Genomic DNA, 15,359 nt, shown 5'->3' on the forward strand with positions numbered 1-15,359 from the left:
ACTCCCCGCGCGAAACGACCAGGATGGGAGGAGTGCACCCGGTACTCGAACTGATCTCCGAACGGCTGGCGACGGGCAGCGTCCCGGGCGCACGCACCGACGGCAGGCGCCTCGCGCTCGCCATCGAAGGCGGCAGCAGCCGCGGCACGTACTCCAGCGGCATGGCCCTGGCGCTCGACGAACTCGGCGCCGTCCCGGTCTTCGACGCCGTCTACGGCTCATCGGCCGGCGCGCTGAACGGCGCCTGGCTGCTCAGCGGGTGCTCGTCGACCGGCGTACGCACCTGGTGGAACCCGGTCGTCATGCGCCGCATCATCAACCCGCTGCACACCCTGCGCGGCCGCGCGGTGATCGACCTCGAATACCTCGTCCACCAGGTCTACTCGGTGCTGGAACCGATGGACTTCCCGGCGATCCTGGCCAACCCGGTGACGTTCCACCCGCTGGCCACCGACGCCGACACGGGGGAGTCGACCGACCTGCACCCCTTCCTCGGCGACGTCGACGCGATCAAGGTCGCGCTCGCGGCGTCGTCGTGCATGCCGGTGCTGGCCGGGCCGCCGATCCCGATGGCGGGCCGCCGCTTCGTCGACGCGGGCGTCGCCGAGCCCATCCCGTACCGCACCGCGCTGGCCCAGAACGCGACCGACGTCCTCGTGCTGCGCACCCGCCGCGCGGACGAGCTGCCGCTGCCGCCACCGCGCGCGTACGACGTCGTGGTGCCGAGGTTCCTCCGGCGCCAAGCCCCGGGCACGATCCCGGCGTGGCGCGACACCTACCGCCGCGACGTCGAGGACGAAGAAGTCTTGGCGTCCGATTCGCGCATCCTGAGCATCCGGCCACCGGTGGGGGCACCGGACGTGGCCACGCTGGAGCGGGACCCAGAGGTGCTGCGCAAAGCCGTCGAGCTCGGCAAGAGCGCGGTCCTCGACGTGCTGGAAAGCCTGCGAGAAGCCTCTTAGGGCTTGCGCGCGACGCCGCCGATCACCCGCGACTCCGACGGCGACCCGGCGAACACGGTCCGCTCGTCGGGGTGCCACGCCGGCGCGTAGACGAGGCCGGGCGCCAGCATCGGCCAACCGCCGAAGAAGCGTTCGAACTCGGCCATCGGCCGCAGGAAACCGGGGTTCGTCGTGGTCTCGTAGTACTCGAGCAGGTCGATCAGCGCCTGGCGCTCGTCGTCGTTGACCGGGTTCTCGTTGGTCATCTGCGACAGCACCAGCAGCGAGCCGGCCGGCAGCCGGTCGCGGTAGAACTCGAGCAGGTAGTCCGGGTTCTGCTCGTCCTTGATGAAGTGCATGACGGCGTTGATCACCAGCGCCATCGGCTCCCGCACGTCGATCACGTCGGACGCGGCCACCCGGTCCCAGAGGTCTTCCGGCTGCAGGAAGTCCGCGGCGATGGCGTGGTGGCGCTCGGGGTCGGCGGTGTCGGCGAGCAGCAACGTCGAGTGCGCGAGCGCGATCGGCTCGTTGTCGATGTAGAGCACGCGCGTGTCGAGCTCTTCGCGCTCTTCGTCGGCGACCTCGTGGACGTTGCCCGCGGTCGGCAGCCCGGAACCGATGTCGACGAACTGCCGGATGCCCTCGCGGACGCACTGGCGGACCGCGCGGCCGAGGAACTGCCGGCTCGTCAGGCAGTACTCGCCCATCAGCGGGAGCCGCGCGCGGACCTTCTCCGCGAACTCGCGATCGATCGCGTAGTGCGTGTTCCCGCCGATGAAGTAGTCGTAGATCCGGGCCGCCGAGGGGCGGTCCAAGCTGCTTTCGACGGCCTTCAGCGCGTCATCGTGGTTGATCATGCCGGTGCCTGAGCCTCCCGATAGGCGTTCACCGACTCTGTCAGGCGGTCCAGCTCGGCCCGCAGCCGGGCCACCCCGGCGTCGTCCAGGCTCATCGCCGTGCCGATCACGCCGGGGATGCCCTGCGCCTTCTCGCGCAACGCTTTCCCGGTCTCGCTCAGGCTGACGCGGACCGACCGCTCGTCGTCGGCCTGCCGGTTCCGGACCACCAGTCCCGCCGTCTGCAGCCGCTTGAGCAGCGGCGAGAGCGTGCCCGAGTCGAGGTTCAGCTCGGCGCCGAGCTCCTTCACCAGGCGGTGGTCCTGTTCCCAGAGCGCCAGCATGACCAGGTACTGGGGGTAGGTCAGGTCGAGGTCTTCCAGGACGACCCGGTACAGCGACGTCACCGCGCGCGACGCCGAGTACAGCCCGAAGCAGAGCTGGTCGTCCAGCCGCAGCGATGCCATGGCGGCCTCCTCTCTCGTAACGCTCCATGCTCCCCGACATCGGACTGCGCGGCAACTTAAGTGCGCTGCATCTCATTGGACATCATTCAGTTGTGCACAACTCAGTTGGGAGCTACCTTGATGGCATCAGCTTCGAACCGAGGAGGACGACATGACCGCCAACCCGCACAACCTGGCCCTCGAACCGGCCGCGCAGGCGTTCGCCGAGGCCACCGACCAGCCGCCGTACCTGTTCCAGCTGCCGCCCGCGGAAGGTCGCAAGGCCGTCGACGGCGTCCAGGACGGCGACGTCGCCATGGCCCCCGCGACGGTCGAGGTCATCCAGGTGCCCGGCGGCCCGACCGGTGAGGTCGAGACCCGGATCGTCCGCCCCGAGGGCGTCGAGGGCCCGCTGCCGGTGATCGTCTACATCCACGGCGCCGGCTGGGTCTTCGGCGACTTCCACACCCACCAGCGGCTGGTGCGCGAGCTCGCGGCCGGCGTCGGTGCCGCCGTCGTCTTCCCGGAGTACGACCGCTCGCCGGAGGCGCGCTACCCGGTCGCCATCGAGCAGAGCTACGCCGTCGCGAAGTGGGTCGCTTCGAACGGTGCTTCGCAGGGGCTGGACACTTCGCGCATCGCGATCGCGGGCGACTCCGTCGGCGGCAACATGACCGCGGCGCTGACCCTGCTCGCGAAGCAGCGCGGCGACGTCACCTTCAAGCAGCAGGTGCTCTTCTACCCGGTCACCGACGCGAACTTCGACACCGCGTCGTACCTGGAGTTCGCCGAGGGCTACTTCCTCGGCCGCGAAGGCATGAAGTGGTTCTGGGACCAGTACACGACCGACCCCGCCCAGCGCGCGGAGATCACCGCGTCCCCGCTGCGCGCGTCGCTCGACGAGCTCGCCGGCCTGCCGCCGGCCCTCGTGATCACCGGCGAGGCCGACGTCCTGCGCGACGAGGGTGAGGCGTACGCGGCGAAGCTGCGTCAGGCCGGCGTGCCCGTCACGGCCGTCCGGTACCAGGGGATCATCCACGACTTCGTGATGGTCAACGCGCTGCGCGAGACCCACGCCGCCGAGGCCGCGATCACCCAGGCCATCACGGTGCTGACCCGCGCTTTGGGGAAATAACTGAGAAAACGCTGAGTTCGGCGTGCGTTGCGGCCCTATGACAGAAGTCACAGGGCCGCAACTTGTCCATGGGCTCAAACGTGATATATACGCGAGTCCCGGGGGGTTCCGGGTGCGCATTCACTGCCCGCCCGGAAGGACCGACCCATGAACCTGAGCAGCATCCGGCTGGATTCGCCGGTCAACATGATCGTGGTGGTCGTGCTGACGCTGCTCGCGATCATCGCGGTCCCGTGGTTCTGGGACCGCTGGAAGCGCAAGCGCCTGTGGCGCAGCGCCACGATCCTGCTCGCGGTCGTCCTGCTGGTCTTGACCACCGGCATGGCGGGCAACATGATCGGCGGCTTCTTCCCCACGGTCGGCTCGCTGCTCGGCACCGGCGTCTACGCCGGCCAGGGCACCGACGCCGAGGCGGCGCAGAACGGCGAGGACCTCGAGAAGCTGCGCGACACCGGGGTGGCGCACGCCCGCGAAGGCAAGGGCACGGTCGTCCACATGAAGGTGACCGGCCGCCGCACCAAGCTGACCCGCGACGTCACGGTGTACCTGCCCCCGCAGTACTTCGACGCGGCGTACAAGGAACTCCGGTTCCCGGCGATCGAGTGGATCCCCAACTACCCGTCCGGCCCCGAGGTCTTCGCCGTCTACGGCATGCCCCAGCAACTCGACGCGGCGATCGCGCGCAAGGCGTTGCCCCCGACGGTGGTCATCGTCCCCGACCCGACGGGCGTCCCCAAGGTCGGCCACGACACCGAATGCGTCGACGAGGTCAACGGAACGGCGAACGACACCTACCTGACGGCCGACCTGCGCGACTGGGCCCTGCAAAAGCTCGGCGTGGCCCCGAACCGCCAGGCGTGGACGATCGCGGGCTGGTCGTCCGGCGGGTACTGCGCGATGAACCTGGTGACCCGCCACCCGCAGTGGTACGGCCAGGCGGTCAGCGTCAGCGGCTACGACAAGGCCCAAATCGACGCCGAGACCGAGGACCTGTTCCACGGCCGCCAGGACATCAACGACGCCAACAACGTCCGCGTCAACGTCCGCCTCCACCCGTCCCCGGTGCAGATCCTCGCCATCTCCGGCGAGAAGGAGAACTACGAGAGCTACGCGATCGACCAGATCCGCGCCGCGGCCCGCCCCCCGATCCAGTTCACGTCGTGGCGCATCCCCGACGCGGGCCACAACATGAACACCTTCAAGTCCCAGATCCCCGACGTCCTGGCCTGGATCGGCGCCCACACGACGAGCCCGGCCCCGGCGGGCCGCCAAGCGGAGACGACGGGCGGCGTCCTGCCGTGGCCCTTGCCGAAGTCCGGCGCGCACGGAGCACTGGCGGACACCGACCAGTAGGCCTCAGCCGAGCAGCGCGCGGACGATCGCCGTCACCCGCTTCGAACCGGTCGCGTAGTCGACCGAAGCGGGGTGCTCGCTCAACACCACCACGATGTAGCGGTCCCCGTCGCCGACCACACCCGAGGTGTGCAGCATCCGCGTCGGCCGGCAGCACGACCAGCCCTGCTTGACCGCCCACGGCCGGTCCCCGGCGGCGTCCGGGATCCCGAAGTACTGCCGGAACCCGTCGGACCCCCGCTCGGTCGCGTCCCGCAGCGCGGCCATGATCGCGCCCGGCGCGTGCTCCAGCACGTACTGGTAGATCCGCACGACGTCCCGCGCGGTGATCCGCGTGTCACCCCAGCGCCCGGGATCCTCGGGCGCCCGCGTCCCGGTGAGCCCGAGCTTCGCCGCCCAGCGCGTCACGATCGCCGGCCCGCCGTAGGCCGACCAGAACTGGCTCGCGAGCTCGTCATCGCTGCGGGACAACATCTTCTGCACCGACGCCGTGGGCCCGCCCCGCTCGAGCACGGCGAGCGCGATCAGCAGCTTCACCAGCGACGCCGACGTGTACGCGCGGTCCGCCCGCACCGACGCGGTCGCCTCCCCGCGCTGCCGGTCGAACACGACCGCGCTGACGGTCCCGCTCGACATCAGCCGGTCCAGCTCGGCAGCCGCCACCTTCGGCGCGCTCTTGGGCGTCGGGGTGGCGCTCTTGCTCGGTGTCGGCGTCGGAGTGGGGGTCGGCGTGCTCGCCGGAGATTCCGACATCGTTGTCAGCGATTCCGCGACCGCGAGTGGCGCGGACGCCGCCGGGACGTCTTGACGCGCGGTGATCACCACCGCGCCGACCGCCCCCAGGCACAGCCCCACCAGGAAGATCCCGCTCAGCTTGCGCATGATCCGAATTGCCTGGAACACCGCGCGCTGTTCGCCGAAACGGGTGAATTTGTGGGATAGGTCTCGCCGGCCGCCCCAACCGCGAACGCGCAGGTGGCCCGCGGGCAAGCACCGTCGTTTCGCTCACCGTGTTCGCGGGGTACCTGAGGGCGGTGACGGTCGTCACCACCCGCTGGGAAGGACTGGAGTCATGACTCACGCGAAAGGCGCACGAATCCGGGTTCGCGGCCTGCAGCCGGCGCAGGTGCTGGCCGGACTGGCCGGGATCGCGTTCCTCGTCGTCGGCATCATCGGATTGACCAGGACGGGCTTCGGCAACTTCGCCGGCCACCACGACGCGGGCTTCTGGCGGTTCTCCGCCAACCCGCTCATGAGCCTGGTCCGCATCGGAACCGGCGTCATCGGCCTGCTGCTGGCGTTCGGCTCGGGCCGCGCCCGGACGTTCGGCTGGCTGCTCTTCATCGGTTACGGCCTGCTGTTCGTGTGGGGCCTGATGATCGACGGCCTCATCTCGACCAACCCCTTCGCCACCGCCGGCAACCCGATGGACATGGGCCCCGCCGACACGTGGCTGCACCTCGGCGTCGCGGCGCTCGGTCTGCTGATCGCCGTCTTCCCGGCCCGCCGCACCATCCTGCTGCCCGAGGACGAAACGGCCGACGAGCCGGCGCTCGCCGAGCAGCACACCGAGGTCATCGACCGCGACCGCGTCACCCGCACCGACGAGCCGGTGACCGACCAGCCGCGCCGCCGGTCGTTCCTGCGCCGCCACCACGACGAGCGAGGCCCGGAGGCCGCTCGTGAAGAGCGTCCGCCGGGCCTCGCCCACTAGGGATTTCGGGGTGGCTCAGTAGGTGGTGCCACCGGCGCCGGAGTTGCTGCTCCCAGCGCCACTGTCAGCCGGAGCCTGGTTGGCGGTGGAGCTGGGAGTGGTGCCGACCTTGCAGCCGTTGGGCTCGATGACGAACCAGGTGCCGTTGACGCCCATGCCGTTCGCGTCGCCCGGCTTCAGGTCCTTCGAGAAGGTGTAGACCGGCCAGCCGCCGATGGTGACCTGCTCGGTGCCGTCCGCGCGCTTGATGCTGCCGAGGAGCTTCGAGTCGATGCCCTGCAGTTCGACCTTGCCGTTGTTCGACAGGACCGCGGGCCACGTCTTGGCGCAGTCACCGTTGCAGGCCGACGTCTTCGCCTTCTTGGTGTCCTTCGTGAACAGGTAGAGCGTCATCCCGTTCTGGTCGACGATCGCGTCCCCGAGCCCGTCGATCTTGCTCGCGCTGAGCTTGACGACGCCGGCTTCGGCGGCGGCCTGCCCGGCCTTCCCGCCCTTGGCGTTGGCGGCGTACCAGGCGCCACCGACACCCTGCCCGGTCGCGTCCCCGGCCTTGGTGTCCTTGGCGTAGCGGTAGAGCGCCCACCCGCCGACGGTGATCTGCTCGGTGCCGTCGGACCGCGTCACCTTTCCGACGAGGCTCTTGTCGACACCCTGGACCTGCACGTCCCCGGTCGCCAGCATCGGCGGCCAAGCCTTGGCGCAGTCACCGTCGCAATTGGACTTCGGCGGCTTCGCCGTGTCCTTGTCGAACCGGTAGAGCGTCATCCCGTTCTGGTCGGTCAGCACTTGCCCGACGCTGGCGACGTCCGCGACGACGAGTTTCGATTCGTTCGACGCCGGAGCGGCGTTGCCCACCTGGCCGTTGGCGATCTGACCGCCGCCGGTGCCACCGGCCGCCGCCGGGGCGATGACCGGCTGAGCAGTTTCGGCACCCGAGCAAGCGGTGAGCACTGCCAGCCCGGCTGCCGCCGCGGCGACGGAGACGGCGATGCGCGTGCGAAGCATGGAAGTTCTCCTTGTGTCCGTTGGGGTTTCCCGCCGCTCGGTGCGGCTGCTTGATACCCACTACACGGACACCCGCCGGAGGCGGTTCAAAGTTTTTTCGCCCCGCCCCTGAGCTGCCGCTACGCCCCTTCGAGCGCCCGGTCGACCAGGACACCGGCGGCCCCGGTGTACCCGGCGGGGTCGAGCAGCTCGTCCAGCGCGGCCGGAGTCAGCACACCGGTGACGGCGGGCAGCTCGTCCAGCACATCCCGCAGCGGCCGGTCTTCCGCCACCGCCCGCCGCGACGCCTCACCCAGCAGCTCCTTCGCCTTCGCCTTCCCGAGCAGCGGCGCGAGCACGGCGGACAGCCGTTCCGAGACGATCAGCCCGTGCGTCGACGCCAGGTTCGCCCCCATCCGCTCCGGCTGGGCGCTGAGCCCCCGCGCCAGCTCGACGGCGGTGTGCGCGGCCCCACCGGTCAGCCGCAGGCACTCCCGCACCAGCTGCCACTCGGCGTGCCACACCCCAGCCGACCGTTCGTCCTCGGTCAGCATCGACTGCGTGACCCCCGCGGCCAGCACCGGCACCTGCAGCGCGGCCGAACGGATCAGCGTCGCGAGCACGGGATTCCGCTTGTGCGGCATCGCCGACGACCCACCCCGCCCATCGGCGGCGGGTTCGACAACCTCACCCAGCTCGGTCCGCGTCAGCGTCGCGACGTCCACCGCCAGCTTCCCCAGCGCACCGGCGGTGAAGGCGAGCGCCCCGGCAAGGTCGACGACCGGCGTCCGCAGCGAATGCCACGGCAACACCGGCACGGCGAGCCCGGTCTCCTCGGCGAACGCGGCGACGAGCCGTTCGGCGTAGTCCCCGCCGGCGGCGCCGTCCCCGGCCAGTCGGGCGTACTCCACGTACGCCGCCAGCGTCCCCGCCGCCCCGCCGAGCGAGACCGGCAGGCCGCCGTCGAGCAGCCGGCGGATCCGGACGGCCGCGTCCAGCACCAGCTGCCGCCAGCCCGCGGCCTTGAGCCCGAACGTCGTCGGCACCGCGTGCGCGGTCAGCGTGCGCCCGGCCATGGTCGTGTCCCGGTGCGTCCGCGCCAGCCCGGCCAGCGCCTCGGCGGTGGCGTCGAGGTCGGCGGCGAGCGGCCGCAGCGTCCGGTCGGCGACCAGCATCATCGCGGTGTCGAAGATGTCCTGGCTCGTCGAGCCGCGGTGCACGTACTCGGCCGCACTCCCACCGACCGCCGACGTCAGCGCCTTCACCAGGCCGACGACCGGGTTCGCGGTCGCCCGCGACCCCCGCGCCAGCTCGACGACGTCGATCCGCGCACTGCCCGCCGCCGCCGTGATCGCGTCCGCGGCCTCGGGAGGTACCGTCCCGAGCCGCGCTTGCGCCCTCGCCAGCGCCGCCTCGGCGTCGAGCATCGCGCGCAGCCAAGCCTCGTCGCCGGTCGATGCTTCGGCCGGCGTACCGGCCCGTACCGGGGACAGCAGTCCGGAATCGGGGTCGACGGTCATGGCGTCAGCATCGCACGCGCCTGGCCTCGGCGACGGTCACGCCGCCGCGTCTGGCACGCTCATCGGCCATGAGCAGTGCTCCGTCCACCGAGGACACCACCGGCGCCGAACCCCGGGGTTTCGCCGCCGAGCGGCTGACCTTCTTTTCGGACGCCGTCGTCGCCATCGCGATCACGCTGCTCGCGCTCGAGCTGCCGCTGCCGGAGGGCGCCACCAGCGCCGAACTGCTGCGTTCACTCGGCCATCACCAGTCCGAATACGTCTCCTTCCTGATCAGTTTCGTCGTGATCGGCGGCCACTGGCGCGCCCACCACCGCTTGTTCGACCACGTCACCACCCTCGACGGCGGGCTCATCCGGCTCAGCTTCGGCTGGCTGCTGACGCAGGTGATCATGCCCTTCGCCACGAAGGTGATCGCCGAAGACGAAGGGTTCGAATTCCGCTTCGTCTTCTACGCGCTCGTGCAGGTCGTCGCGCTGACGCTGTTCCTCCTCATGGCCCGGCGCATCCAGCGCAACCACCACTACCGCGCGGACACCCCGCCTGAGCTCTTCGGCAGGGTCTACCGCGGGGTCGGCACGATGGCCGCCGCCTTCACCCTCTCGATCCCGGTCGCCTTCCTCACGCACTGGGCCTACGCCTGCTGGATCGTCGTTCCGCTCGTGGTCAACCTCCTCTTCCGCCTCCGCCGCCGCGCGGCCACCGCCTGAACCGCTATTCGCCCGTCACACCGTCGATCCGCTCCCGGACCAGGTCGGCCTGACCGCAGTGCCGCGCGTACTCGCCGATCATGCGCAGCATCAGCCAGCGCAGGGCGAACGGTTCGCCCGTGCTGCGGCGGATGCCGGTCTGGTCCAGCGAGCTCGCCGCGACGATCTCCCGGGAGCGCGCGCACTCGGCGTGCCACAGGGAGAAGGCCTCCGCCACGTCACCGTCGAGCGAGGTGAAGTCCTGCTCCGGGTCGTCGTCGGAGTAGTACAGGTTCGGCAGGTCCTCGGCGGCGAACTGGATCCGGAACCACCAGCGTTCGACGCCCGTGAGGTGCCGCAGCAGGCCGTGCAGGGTCAGCGTCGACGGTGGTACCGAGCGTTCGGCCAGGCGGCCGGGGTCCAGACCGGCGCACTTGAGCTCGAAAGTGCGCCGGTAGTAGTCGAGGCTCTCGGTGAGAGCCTGCCGCTCGCCGGCGATCGGTGTCAGGTCCTCGCGGGGGCCGGTCAACCGGGCCGGGGCCGCGACCGGAGTGCTGTGTTCGGTCATGTGCGGAGCGTGCCACGTGGGTCCGACAATTTTCGGGGCGCCGGGGTGTCCGGTGAGCGGGCAACGGCCGGAAACCCCCAGTTCAGACACGGTTTCGCGAACCAGGTAACGAATTTCGGGGACGGCCGATCTGATCTTCGTCACCCCCGCTGCGCACACCGGTTCCCACGGTCGGAGCGGCACCCCTCGGTTCGGAACCAGGAGATCAAGACATGCAGCGAACCGGACGAAGAACCGCAGTACTGGCCGCGCTGACGAACGCGGCCCTGATCGCGGCCCCCGCCGTCGCGTCCGCGGCGCCCCCGCCCAGCTCGATCGACGTCAGCGCGACCACCGTCCACGCGGGCGACACGCTCACGGTCACCGAGCAGCTGTACAACCCGACGGACTTCACGGTCACCGGCGCGAAGGCGGCGCTCTACGCCAAGGAGAAGCCGGTCGTCGACCTGGTCGACCTGGTCTCCTGCACCGGCGCGATCGCGTGCTCGCCGTACCTCAGCAGCTTCCGCGGCGGCGTCGGCGACCTGGGTGCCGGCGAGAGCAAGACGGTGACGTTCACCTTCCGCGTGAAGGACGACGTCCAGCCCGGCCAGTTCACGCTCCAGCACCAGTTCGCCGGCGACAACTACGCGTTCGGCGTGGAGGACGGCCCGGTCGTCACGATCCCCGCGCCGAACGAGGCCGACGTCAAGGTCGCCCTGACCGGGACCGCGCGCCCCGGCCTGGTCGCCCGCGTCGACTACGTGATCACGGTGTCGAACACCGGCCCGGCCACCGCGACCGGTGTCCGCGTGACGGCCAATGCGGGTTCGGGCCGCACGGTCACCACCCTGACCGGCTGCACCCGCTCGGGCACGGCCCTGACCTGCACGATCGGCAACCTCGCCCCAGGCGCCTCGGCGACGGCGAAGTTCAGCTCCGAAGGCGGCTTCTTCGCCTGGGGCGCGTTCACGGCCACGGCCCAGCGCGCGGCGAGCACCCCGGCCGACCCGGAAGCGGCCAACGACAAGGCGTCGAAGAAGTGCACGGCCTACACCGGCCTGTTCGTGCAGTGCTGACGACGTTCGTCCACTGAGGAGCGTCACAACCTGAAGGCCGCCGAGCGGGCGCGTTTACGCACCGCCTCGGCGGTCTCTTCAATTGTCTGGTCCGTCGTGTCCATGACGTTCCGTTCGAGTTCGCCCAGCCCGGAGAACGCCGCGTGCATGCCCGTGAGCGGCTCGACCTCGGTGAGTTCCGGGGCACTGCGAGCGGTCCCGCGGGCGAGCGTGGCGTCGAGGTCCGGCCGCAGCACGACGTAGAAGAGGTCCAAACCGCCCCGCTTCGCGGCATCCCGGAACGGCTCCAGCGCCCACGGCCCGACCACACCGTCGAGAACGACGTCGTACCCACCGCGCGCGTAGCCACAAGCGGCCTCGGCGATGACCCCGAGCACGACCTCGTTCTGCCGGGCGGCCTCGGGCAGGTACGGCGCCACGAACCCGGTCCGGATCCAGACGTAGAAGCTGTCGGTGTGCAGGTGCACGGTGGCCCGCGAGGCGTCCTCGGTGACGAGGCGGGCAACGGTCGACTTCCCGGCACCGGGCGGCCCGGTGAGGATCAGCAGCGAACCAAGCATCCCCGCATCATGGGTGGCCCACCGGCCGAGAACCAGTCTTGACCTTCCGCGCGACCTCAGCCGGACCCCGGTGTGGAGGTGGCAGACCAGGGCCTGGCTAAACTGGGGGCGCGGGCCGTTAGCTCAATTGGTAGAGCTGCGGACTTTTAATCCGTAGGTTCTGGGTTCGAGCCCCAGGCGGCCCACTTCCATCACGGCCAGCTCCACCGCAGGCCGCGGATGCCCGGCGGCGCGCCCGCCGTGAACACGTGCGCCGGGGAAACCGGAGAAACCGCCGTGACGTCCCGCTCCGGTCCGCCGGAGGAGTCCAGCCGGTAGGCGTGGCAGGTCGCGGGCACCACACCCGGCGAGAAGTGGACCTCGAGCAGGTGCTCGGCCCCCGGGTGGCGGAAACGGCGGTCGTAGCTGGTGTCCGGCACCCCGTCGGAGTACTCGAATTCGTACTCCAGGATCGCGGTCTCGCCGACGGCCAGCGCCCGGTGGGGCACCAGCTCGCTGACCACGAACCCGGGCTCGGCCAGCACCTCCGTGCGCACCGGACGGCAATAGCGCGTCGACACCAGCCGCGGTGGGCGGCCCGGGGTGCAGCCGCGCAGGACCACCACCTTGGCCTGGACCGGCTCGGTGACCGCGCGGACGACTTCGCGGACGCGCAGCCGGGTCAACGCGCGGGTCGCGTTGACGTGCAAGCTCTCGTGGAGGCTGAGCACGACCAGTGACGTCTCGTCGGCCGCGTCGAAGGAGTGCAGCACGGACAGGACGCGCGCGCGGGGTTCCCACAGACGCTCCCAGCGCACCGCTCCCGACACCCCGGGGCCGGCGGTGAAAGGGTGGGCGAGCAGGTCGGTCAGCGCGTCCGCGGGCAGGCCGAGGACGCTTTCGAGCACCGAAACCGCGCGCAGTGACTCGGGTCGTTCGGGCCGGGTCCGGCCGGTGCGCCAATAGCTCAACGTCGTCGTGCTGACGGGCACCCCGGCGGCCGCGAGCCGGCCCTTGAGCCGGGCCAGGCCGAGCCCGCTGTGGTCGATGGCCAGCGTCAGCGCCCGGCTGAACGGACCGGTCGCGAGCGCGTGCGCCAGCGCCCGTCCGGCGGGCTCGGGTACCGCGAACAACGGCATCCAGATTCCTCAAGCGTCGATCCGGCCGAGGGTTCGCCCGGCGGGTCGCGGTGGATCGCACCGGACCGGCGGCGGACGTTCCGTCGGGTTTAACAGCAGCGGCGGCCCGGTGTCACCCGACGAACGTCGGCAGTGTCGATCAAGCGGAAACCGCGGGAAAGCGCAACCCGCCGAAGGAACCGTCCTGTTCCGTTGATCGGCTCGGGACTTCCAGCGGATTACCGGAAACGCAGCGCCCGCTTACGTTCGGTGAGTCCCCTCCGGTCCCCCAAGGGAGTCCCGAAATGCGTGAAAACCCCGGCCGGTTCGTCCGCGCCGCCGCCGTGCTCGCCGGTTCCTGCGCCGCGTTCGCGACGCTCGCCGCCGCACCCGCGTCGGCCGCCCCGGTCACGCCGCTCTCGCCCGACGCCCAGCCGTCGATCATCGGTGGCAGCACCGCGCAGAACCCCGGCTACATCACCCGGTTCAACGGCCACGCCAACGGTTACACGTTCTTCTGCACCAGCACCCTGATCGGCGCGCGCTGGGTCCTCACCGCCAAGCACTGCATGTACGACAACAACGGGCAGCGCCTCTCCGACATCGACCTCTACATCGGGTCGAACAGCGCTTCCGGTGGCGTGCACGCGAAAGCGGCGTCGACCTACCTGTACTCGGGTGGCGACCTGGCCCTGATCAAGCTGAACACCAACGGCGGCAGCACGTTCGCCCGGCTCGCGGCCAGCTCGTCGGACGCGAACGAAGGCGACGCCGCCCGCGTCTACGGCTGGGGCGCGACCCAGTCCACCGACGAAGGAAGCCACCAGTCGAGCGTGCTGAAGCAGGCTTCGGTGCAGATCTCCGACACCGGTGCCAGCGACTACTTCGGTGGTCCGGCGATCGAGGCCGCCACCCCCGACGGCGCGGTGGCCGGTGGCGACTCGGGTGGCCCGATGCTCGACGGCGGTGTCCAGGTGGGCGTGTGCTCGACCAGCGACCGCTCCAGCACCACCACCTACGGCAGCGTCGCGGCGGGTCGCAGCTGGATCCGCCAGGTCAGCGGGGTCTGACCGCGGGCCACCGGCCGGGATCCCCCGCCGGCCGGTGGCCCGTTTCCGCGTTCCCGAACCGGAATTCCCGCTACCGAGCCCGAAGGTGAGCGAACATGCGCAAAGTGCTTTCGACCGCGCTCGCGGTCCTCGCGATGGCCGTGCCCGGAATCGCGCAAGCCCAGCAGAGTACGGGCGCCCAGCCCGAAATCATCGGCGGCACCACCGCCACCGAGACCTACGGCTTCATGGTTTCGCTGAGCAACGGCTGCGGCGGCAGCCTGGTCGCGCCCCAGTGGATCGTGACCGCCGACCACTGCGGCAGCGCGTCGCAGGGCCGCATCGGCTCGACCAGCAAGAACTCCGGCGGCGAGGTGGGCCGCATCGACCGGCGGATCACCAAGCCCGGCACGGACCTCACGCTGATGCACCTGTCCACGGCGGCGCGGGCCACCCCGGTGCCGATGGCGACGAGCAACCCGGCCGCTGGCACGACCGCCCGGCTGCTGGGGTGGGGCTGCACGAGCTGGCCGAGCTGCAGCACGCCGACCACGCTGCGGCAGATCGACCTGCGCGTGCTGTCCAGCAGTTCCTGCTACGCCGGCGGTGGCGGCCCGGGCGACGTCTGCGTGTCCGGTGACCGCACGCATTCCGCGTGCCACGGCGATTCCGGCGGCCCGGCGATCGTCGGCACGACCGGGAACTGGACGCTGGTCGGCGAGACGCACGGCCCCGGCGACGACAATGGGGAATGCGCGACGAGCACCCTCTACACCGGGATCGCCCAGCACCTGACCTGGATCAGGCAGCAGACCGGGTCCTGACCGGCGAGCCCGTGGTCACCCGGTGGCCACGGGCTCGTTAGGCTCGGCGGATGGACGTGACCCGGTGGCTCATCGTCGTCCGCCACGCCAAGTCGGACTGGTCGGACGGCCTCCCCGACCACGAACGTCCACTGGCGCCCCGCGGGCTCCGTGCCGCGCCGAAGCTCGGACGCTGGCTCGTCGACTCCGGCCACGTCCCCGAACTCGTCTTCTGCTCCACCGCCCGCCGCACGCGCGAGACCTGGCAGCACGTCGCCGGTGAACTCCCCGCCGCACCGCCGGTGACGTACGACGAAGACCTCTACGGCGCCGACGTACCCGAACTGCTGAACGCCGCGAGCCGGACGCCACCCGAAGTCACCACGATCGCCCTGGTCGCGCACGAGCCCGGGGTCAGCGACCTGACCCTGCACCTCGCCGGGCACGGCGACGACACCCGCGACGTCCAGGTCAAGTTCCCGACCGGTGCCGCCGCCGTGCTCGCGACCACCGATCACTGGGACGCGCTCGCCACCGCCACGCTCGTGGCGTTCTTCCGGCCCCGCGACGCCTGAATATCGTCCCTTCGTAGGACGCGCGCCG

At 70.8% G+C, this 15,359-nt stretch carries 17 protein-coding genes and 1 tRNA gene; 10 read left to right on the forward strand and 8 right to left on the reverse strand.

Translation table 11 applies throughout. The features are described from left to right. The first annotated feature begins 23 nt into the window (after nucleotides 1-23). The gene (locus AB5J73_RS14000; protein ID WP_370970150.1) at nucleotides 24-962 is read left to right on the forward strand and encodes a patatin family protein; all 939 of its coding nucleotides are present in this window, start codon (nucleotides 24-26) and stop codon (nucleotides 960-962) included. On the opposite strand, the gene AB5J73_RS14005 is transcribed toward AB5J73_RS14000, so the two are convergent. Beyond that, nucleotides 959-1,801 (reverse strand): SAM-dependent methyltransferase, encoded by an 843-nt coding sequence (locus tag AB5J73_RS14005; protein WP_370970151.1) that lies wholly within the window; start codon nucleotides 1,799-1,801, stop codon nucleotides 959-961. The two genes, AB5J73_RS14000 and AB5J73_RS14005, sit on opposite strands and share 4 nt — an antisense overlap. After that, a complete protein-coding gene (locus AB5J73_RS14010) occupies nucleotides 1,798-2,247 on the reverse strand; it encodes a MarR family winged helix-turn-helix transcriptional regulator (protein WP_370970152.1) in 450 nt (149 codons plus the stop codon). The genes AB5J73_RS14005 and AB5J73_RS14010 overlap by 4 nt, the downstream gene beginning before the upstream one ends. 151 nt (nucleotides 2,248-2,398) lie before the next feature. On the opposite strand from AB5J73_RS14010, the gene AB5J73_RS14015 reads away from it, so the two are divergent. Continuing rightward, complete coding sequence (locus tag AB5J73_RS14015; RefSeq protein WP_370970153.1) at nucleotides 2,399-3,361, forward strand: alpha/beta hydrolase; 963 nt, start codon at nucleotides 2,399-2,401, stop codon at nucleotides 3,359-3,361. Nucleotides 3,362-3,508: 147 nt separating this feature from the next. Next, nucleotides 3,509-4,714, forward strand: coding sequence for an alpha/beta hydrolase (locus AB5J73_RS14020; protein WP_370970154.1), 1,206 nt, complete (start codon nucleotides 3,509-3,511; stop codon nucleotides 4,712-4,714). A gap of 3 nt (nucleotides 4,715-4,717) precedes the next feature. Here AB5J73_RS14020 and AB5J73_RS14025 read toward each other — a convergent pair whose 3' ends face one another. Further along, on the reverse strand, nucleotides 4,718-5,596 hold the full coding sequence (locus AB5J73_RS14025) for a hypothetical protein (RefSeq protein ID WP_370970155.1): 879 nt from the start codon (nucleotides 5,594-5,596) through the stop codon (nucleotides 4,718-4,720). Nucleotides 5,597-5,786: 190 nt separating this feature from the next. On the opposite strand from AB5J73_RS14025, the gene AB5J73_RS14030 reads away from it, so the two are divergent. Next, nucleotides 5,787-6,428 carry a DUF4383 domain-containing protein gene (locus AB5J73_RS14030; RefSeq protein WP_370970156.1) on the forward strand — a complete coding sequence of 214 codons (642 nt, stop codon included), beginning with the start codon at nucleotides 5,787-5,789 and terminating at the stop codon, nucleotides 6,426-6,428. Nucleotides 6,429-6,443: 15 nt separating this feature from the next. Here AB5J73_RS14030 and AB5J73_RS14035 read toward each other — a convergent pair whose 3' ends face one another. Both AB5J73_RS14035 and pcaB read right to left on the reverse strand, forming a co-directional pair. Then, on the reverse strand, nucleotides 6,444-7,433 hold the full coding sequence (locus AB5J73_RS14035) for an SCO0930 family lipoprotein (protein WP_370970157.1): 990 nt from the start codon (nucleotides 7,431-7,433) through the stop codon (nucleotides 6,444-6,446). Nucleotides 7,434-7,552: 119 nt separating this feature from the next. Beyond that, a complete protein-coding gene (pcaB, locus tag AB5J73_RS14040) occupies nucleotides 7,553-8,932 on the reverse strand; it encodes a 3-carboxy-cis,cis-muconate cycloisomerase (RefSeq protein ID WP_370970158.1) in 1,380 nt (459 codons plus the stop codon). Nucleotides 8,933-9,000: 68 nt separating this feature from the next. On the opposite strand from pcaB, the gene AB5J73_RS14045 reads away from it, so the two are divergent. Beyond that, the gene (locus tag AB5J73_RS14045; RefSeq protein ID WP_370970159.1) at nucleotides 9,001-9,642 is read left to right on the forward strand and encodes a TMEM175 family protein; all 642 of its coding nucleotides are present in this window, start codon (nucleotides 9,001-9,003) and stop codon (nucleotides 9,640-9,642) included. A gap of 4 nt (nucleotides 9,643-9,646) precedes the next feature. Here the strand turns inward: AB5J73_RS14045 and AB5J73_RS14050 are convergent, their stop codons facing one another. Further along, complete coding sequence (locus AB5J73_RS14050) at nucleotides 9,647-10,189, reverse strand: DinB family protein (RefSeq protein WP_370970160.1); 543 nt, start codon at nucleotides 10,187-10,189, stop codon at nucleotides 9,647-9,649. A 212-nt stretch (nucleotides 10,190-10,401) separates the two neighbouring features. Here AB5J73_RS14050 and AB5J73_RS14055 point away from each other — a divergent pair, with 212 nt between their 5' ends. After that, nucleotides 10,402-11,247, forward strand: coding sequence for a hypothetical protein (locus AB5J73_RS14055; RefSeq protein WP_370970161.1), 846 nt, complete (start codon nucleotides 10,402-10,404; stop codon nucleotides 11,245-11,247). A gap of 23 nt (nucleotides 11,248-11,270) precedes the next feature. Here AB5J73_RS14055 and AB5J73_RS14060 read toward each other — a convergent pair whose 3' ends face one another. Continuing rightward, entirely contained in the window at nucleotides 11,271-11,807 is a 537-nt protein-coding gene (locus tag AB5J73_RS14060) for an AAA family ATPase (RefSeq protein WP_370970162.1), read from the reverse strand. Between the two features lie 112 nt (nucleotides 11,808-11,919). On the opposite strand from AB5J73_RS14060, the gene AB5J73_RS14065 reads away from it, so the two are divergent. Beyond that, nucleotides 11,920-11,992, forward strand: a tRNA-Lys gene (locus AB5J73_RS14065). A 6-nt stretch (nucleotides 11,993-11,998) separates the two neighbouring features. On the opposite strand, the gene AB5J73_RS14070 is transcribed toward AB5J73_RS14065, so the two are convergent. After that, complete coding sequence (locus tag AB5J73_RS14070; protein ID WP_370970163.1) at nucleotides 11,999-12,925, reverse strand: hypothetical protein; 927 nt, start codon at nucleotides 12,923-12,925, stop codon at nucleotides 11,999-12,001. Nucleotides 12,926-13,209: 284 nt separating this feature from the next. On the opposite strand from AB5J73_RS14070, the gene AB5J73_RS14075 reads away from it, so the two are divergent. The 3 genes from AB5J73_RS14075 (at nucleotide 13,210) to AB5J73_RS14085 (ending at nucleotide 15,331) form a co-directional block, all read left to right on the forward strand. After that, nucleotides 13,210-13,974 (forward strand): trypsin-like serine protease, encoded by a 765-nt coding sequence (locus AB5J73_RS14075; protein WP_370970164.1) that lies wholly within the window; start codon nucleotides 13,210-13,212, stop codon nucleotides 13,972-13,974. A gap of 95 nt (nucleotides 13,975-14,069) precedes the next feature. Next, complete coding sequence (locus AB5J73_RS14080) at nucleotides 14,070-14,777, forward strand: trypsin-like serine protease (protein ID WP_370970165.1); 708 nt, start codon at nucleotides 14,070-14,072, stop codon at nucleotides 14,775-14,777. 50 nt (nucleotides 14,778-14,827) lie between these two features. Then, complete coding sequence (locus tag AB5J73_RS14085) at nucleotides 14,828-15,331, forward strand: histidine phosphatase family protein (protein ID WP_370970166.1); 504 nt, start codon at nucleotides 14,828-14,830, stop codon at nucleotides 15,329-15,331. Nucleotides 15,332-15,359: the final 28 nt, after the last annotated feature.

This window comes from Amycolatopsis sp. cg9 (assembly GCF_041346945.1).
In the GTDB taxonomy this organism is placed as follows: Bacteria; Actinomycetota; Actinomycetes; order Mycobacteriales; family Pseudonocardiaceae; genus Amycolatopsis.

Bases quoted from the DNA above. Each gene is read 5' to 3' on its own strand.
- AB5J73_RS14000 (WP_370970150.1), top strand. From the start codon at position 24: ATGGGAGGAGTGCACCCGGTACTCGAACTGATCTCCGAACGGCTGGCG.
- AB5J73_RS14005 (WP_370970151.1), bottom strand. From the start codon at position 1,801: ATGATCAACCACGATGACGCGCTGAAGGCCGTCGAAAGCAGCTTGGAC.
- AB5J73_RS14010 (WP_370970152.1), bottom strand. From the start codon at position 2,247: ATGGCATCGCTGCGGCTGGACGACCAGCTCTGCTTCGGGCTGTACTCG.
- AB5J73_RS14015 (WP_370970153.1), top strand. From the start codon at position 2,399: ATGACCGCCAACCCGCACAACCTGGCCCTCGAACCGGCCGCGCAGGCG.
- AB5J73_RS14020 (WP_370970154.1), top strand. From the start codon at position 3,509: ATGAACCTGAGCAGCATCCGGCTGGATTCGCCGGTCAACATGATCGTG.
- AB5J73_RS14025 (WP_370970155.1), bottom strand. From the start codon at position 5,596: ATGCGCAAGCTGAGCGGGATCTTCCTGGTGGGGCTGTGCCTGGGGGCG.
- AB5J73_RS14030 (WP_370970156.1), top strand. From the start codon at position 5,787: ATGACTCACGCGAAAGGCGCACGAATCCGGGTTCGCGGCCTGCAGCCG.
- AB5J73_RS14035 (WP_370970157.1), bottom strand. From the start codon at position 7,433: ATGCTTCGCACGCGCATCGCCGTCTCCGTCGCCGCGGCGGCAGCCGGG.
- pcaB (WP_370970158.1), bottom strand. From the start codon at position 8,932: ATGACCGTCGACCCCGATTCCGGACTGCTGTCCCCGGTACGGGCCGGT.
- AB5J73_RS14045 (WP_370970159.1), top strand. From the start codon at position 9,001: ATGAGCAGTGCTCCGTCCACCGAGGACACCACCGGCGCCGAACCCCGG.
- AB5J73_RS14050 (WP_370970160.1), bottom strand. From the start codon at position 10,189: ATGACCGAACACAGCACTCCGGTCGCGGCCCCGGCCCGGTTGACCGGC.
- AB5J73_RS14055 (WP_370970161.1), top strand. From the start codon at position 10,402: ATGCAGCGAACCGGACGAAGAACCGCAGTACTGGCCGCGCTGACGAAC.
- AB5J73_RS14060 (WP_370970162.1), bottom strand. From the start codon at position 11,807: ATGCTTGGTTCGCTGCTGATCCTCACCGGGCCGCCCGGTGCCGGGAAG.
- AB5J73_RS14070 (WP_370970163.1), bottom strand. From the start codon at position 12,925: ATGCCGTTGTTCGCGGTACCCGAGCCCGCCGGACGGGCGCTGGCGCAC.
- AB5J73_RS14075 (WP_370970164.1), top strand. From the start codon at position 13,210: ATGCGTGAAAACCCCGGCCGGTTCGTCCGCGCCGCCGCCGTGCTCGCC.
- AB5J73_RS14080 (WP_370970165.1), top strand. From the start codon at position 14,070: ATGCGCAAAGTGCTTTCGACCGCGCTCGCGGTCCTCGCGATGGCCGTG.
- AB5J73_RS14085 (WP_370970166.1), top strand. From the start codon at position 14,828: ATGGACGTGACCCGGTGGCTCATCGTCGTCCGCCACGCCAAGTCGGAC.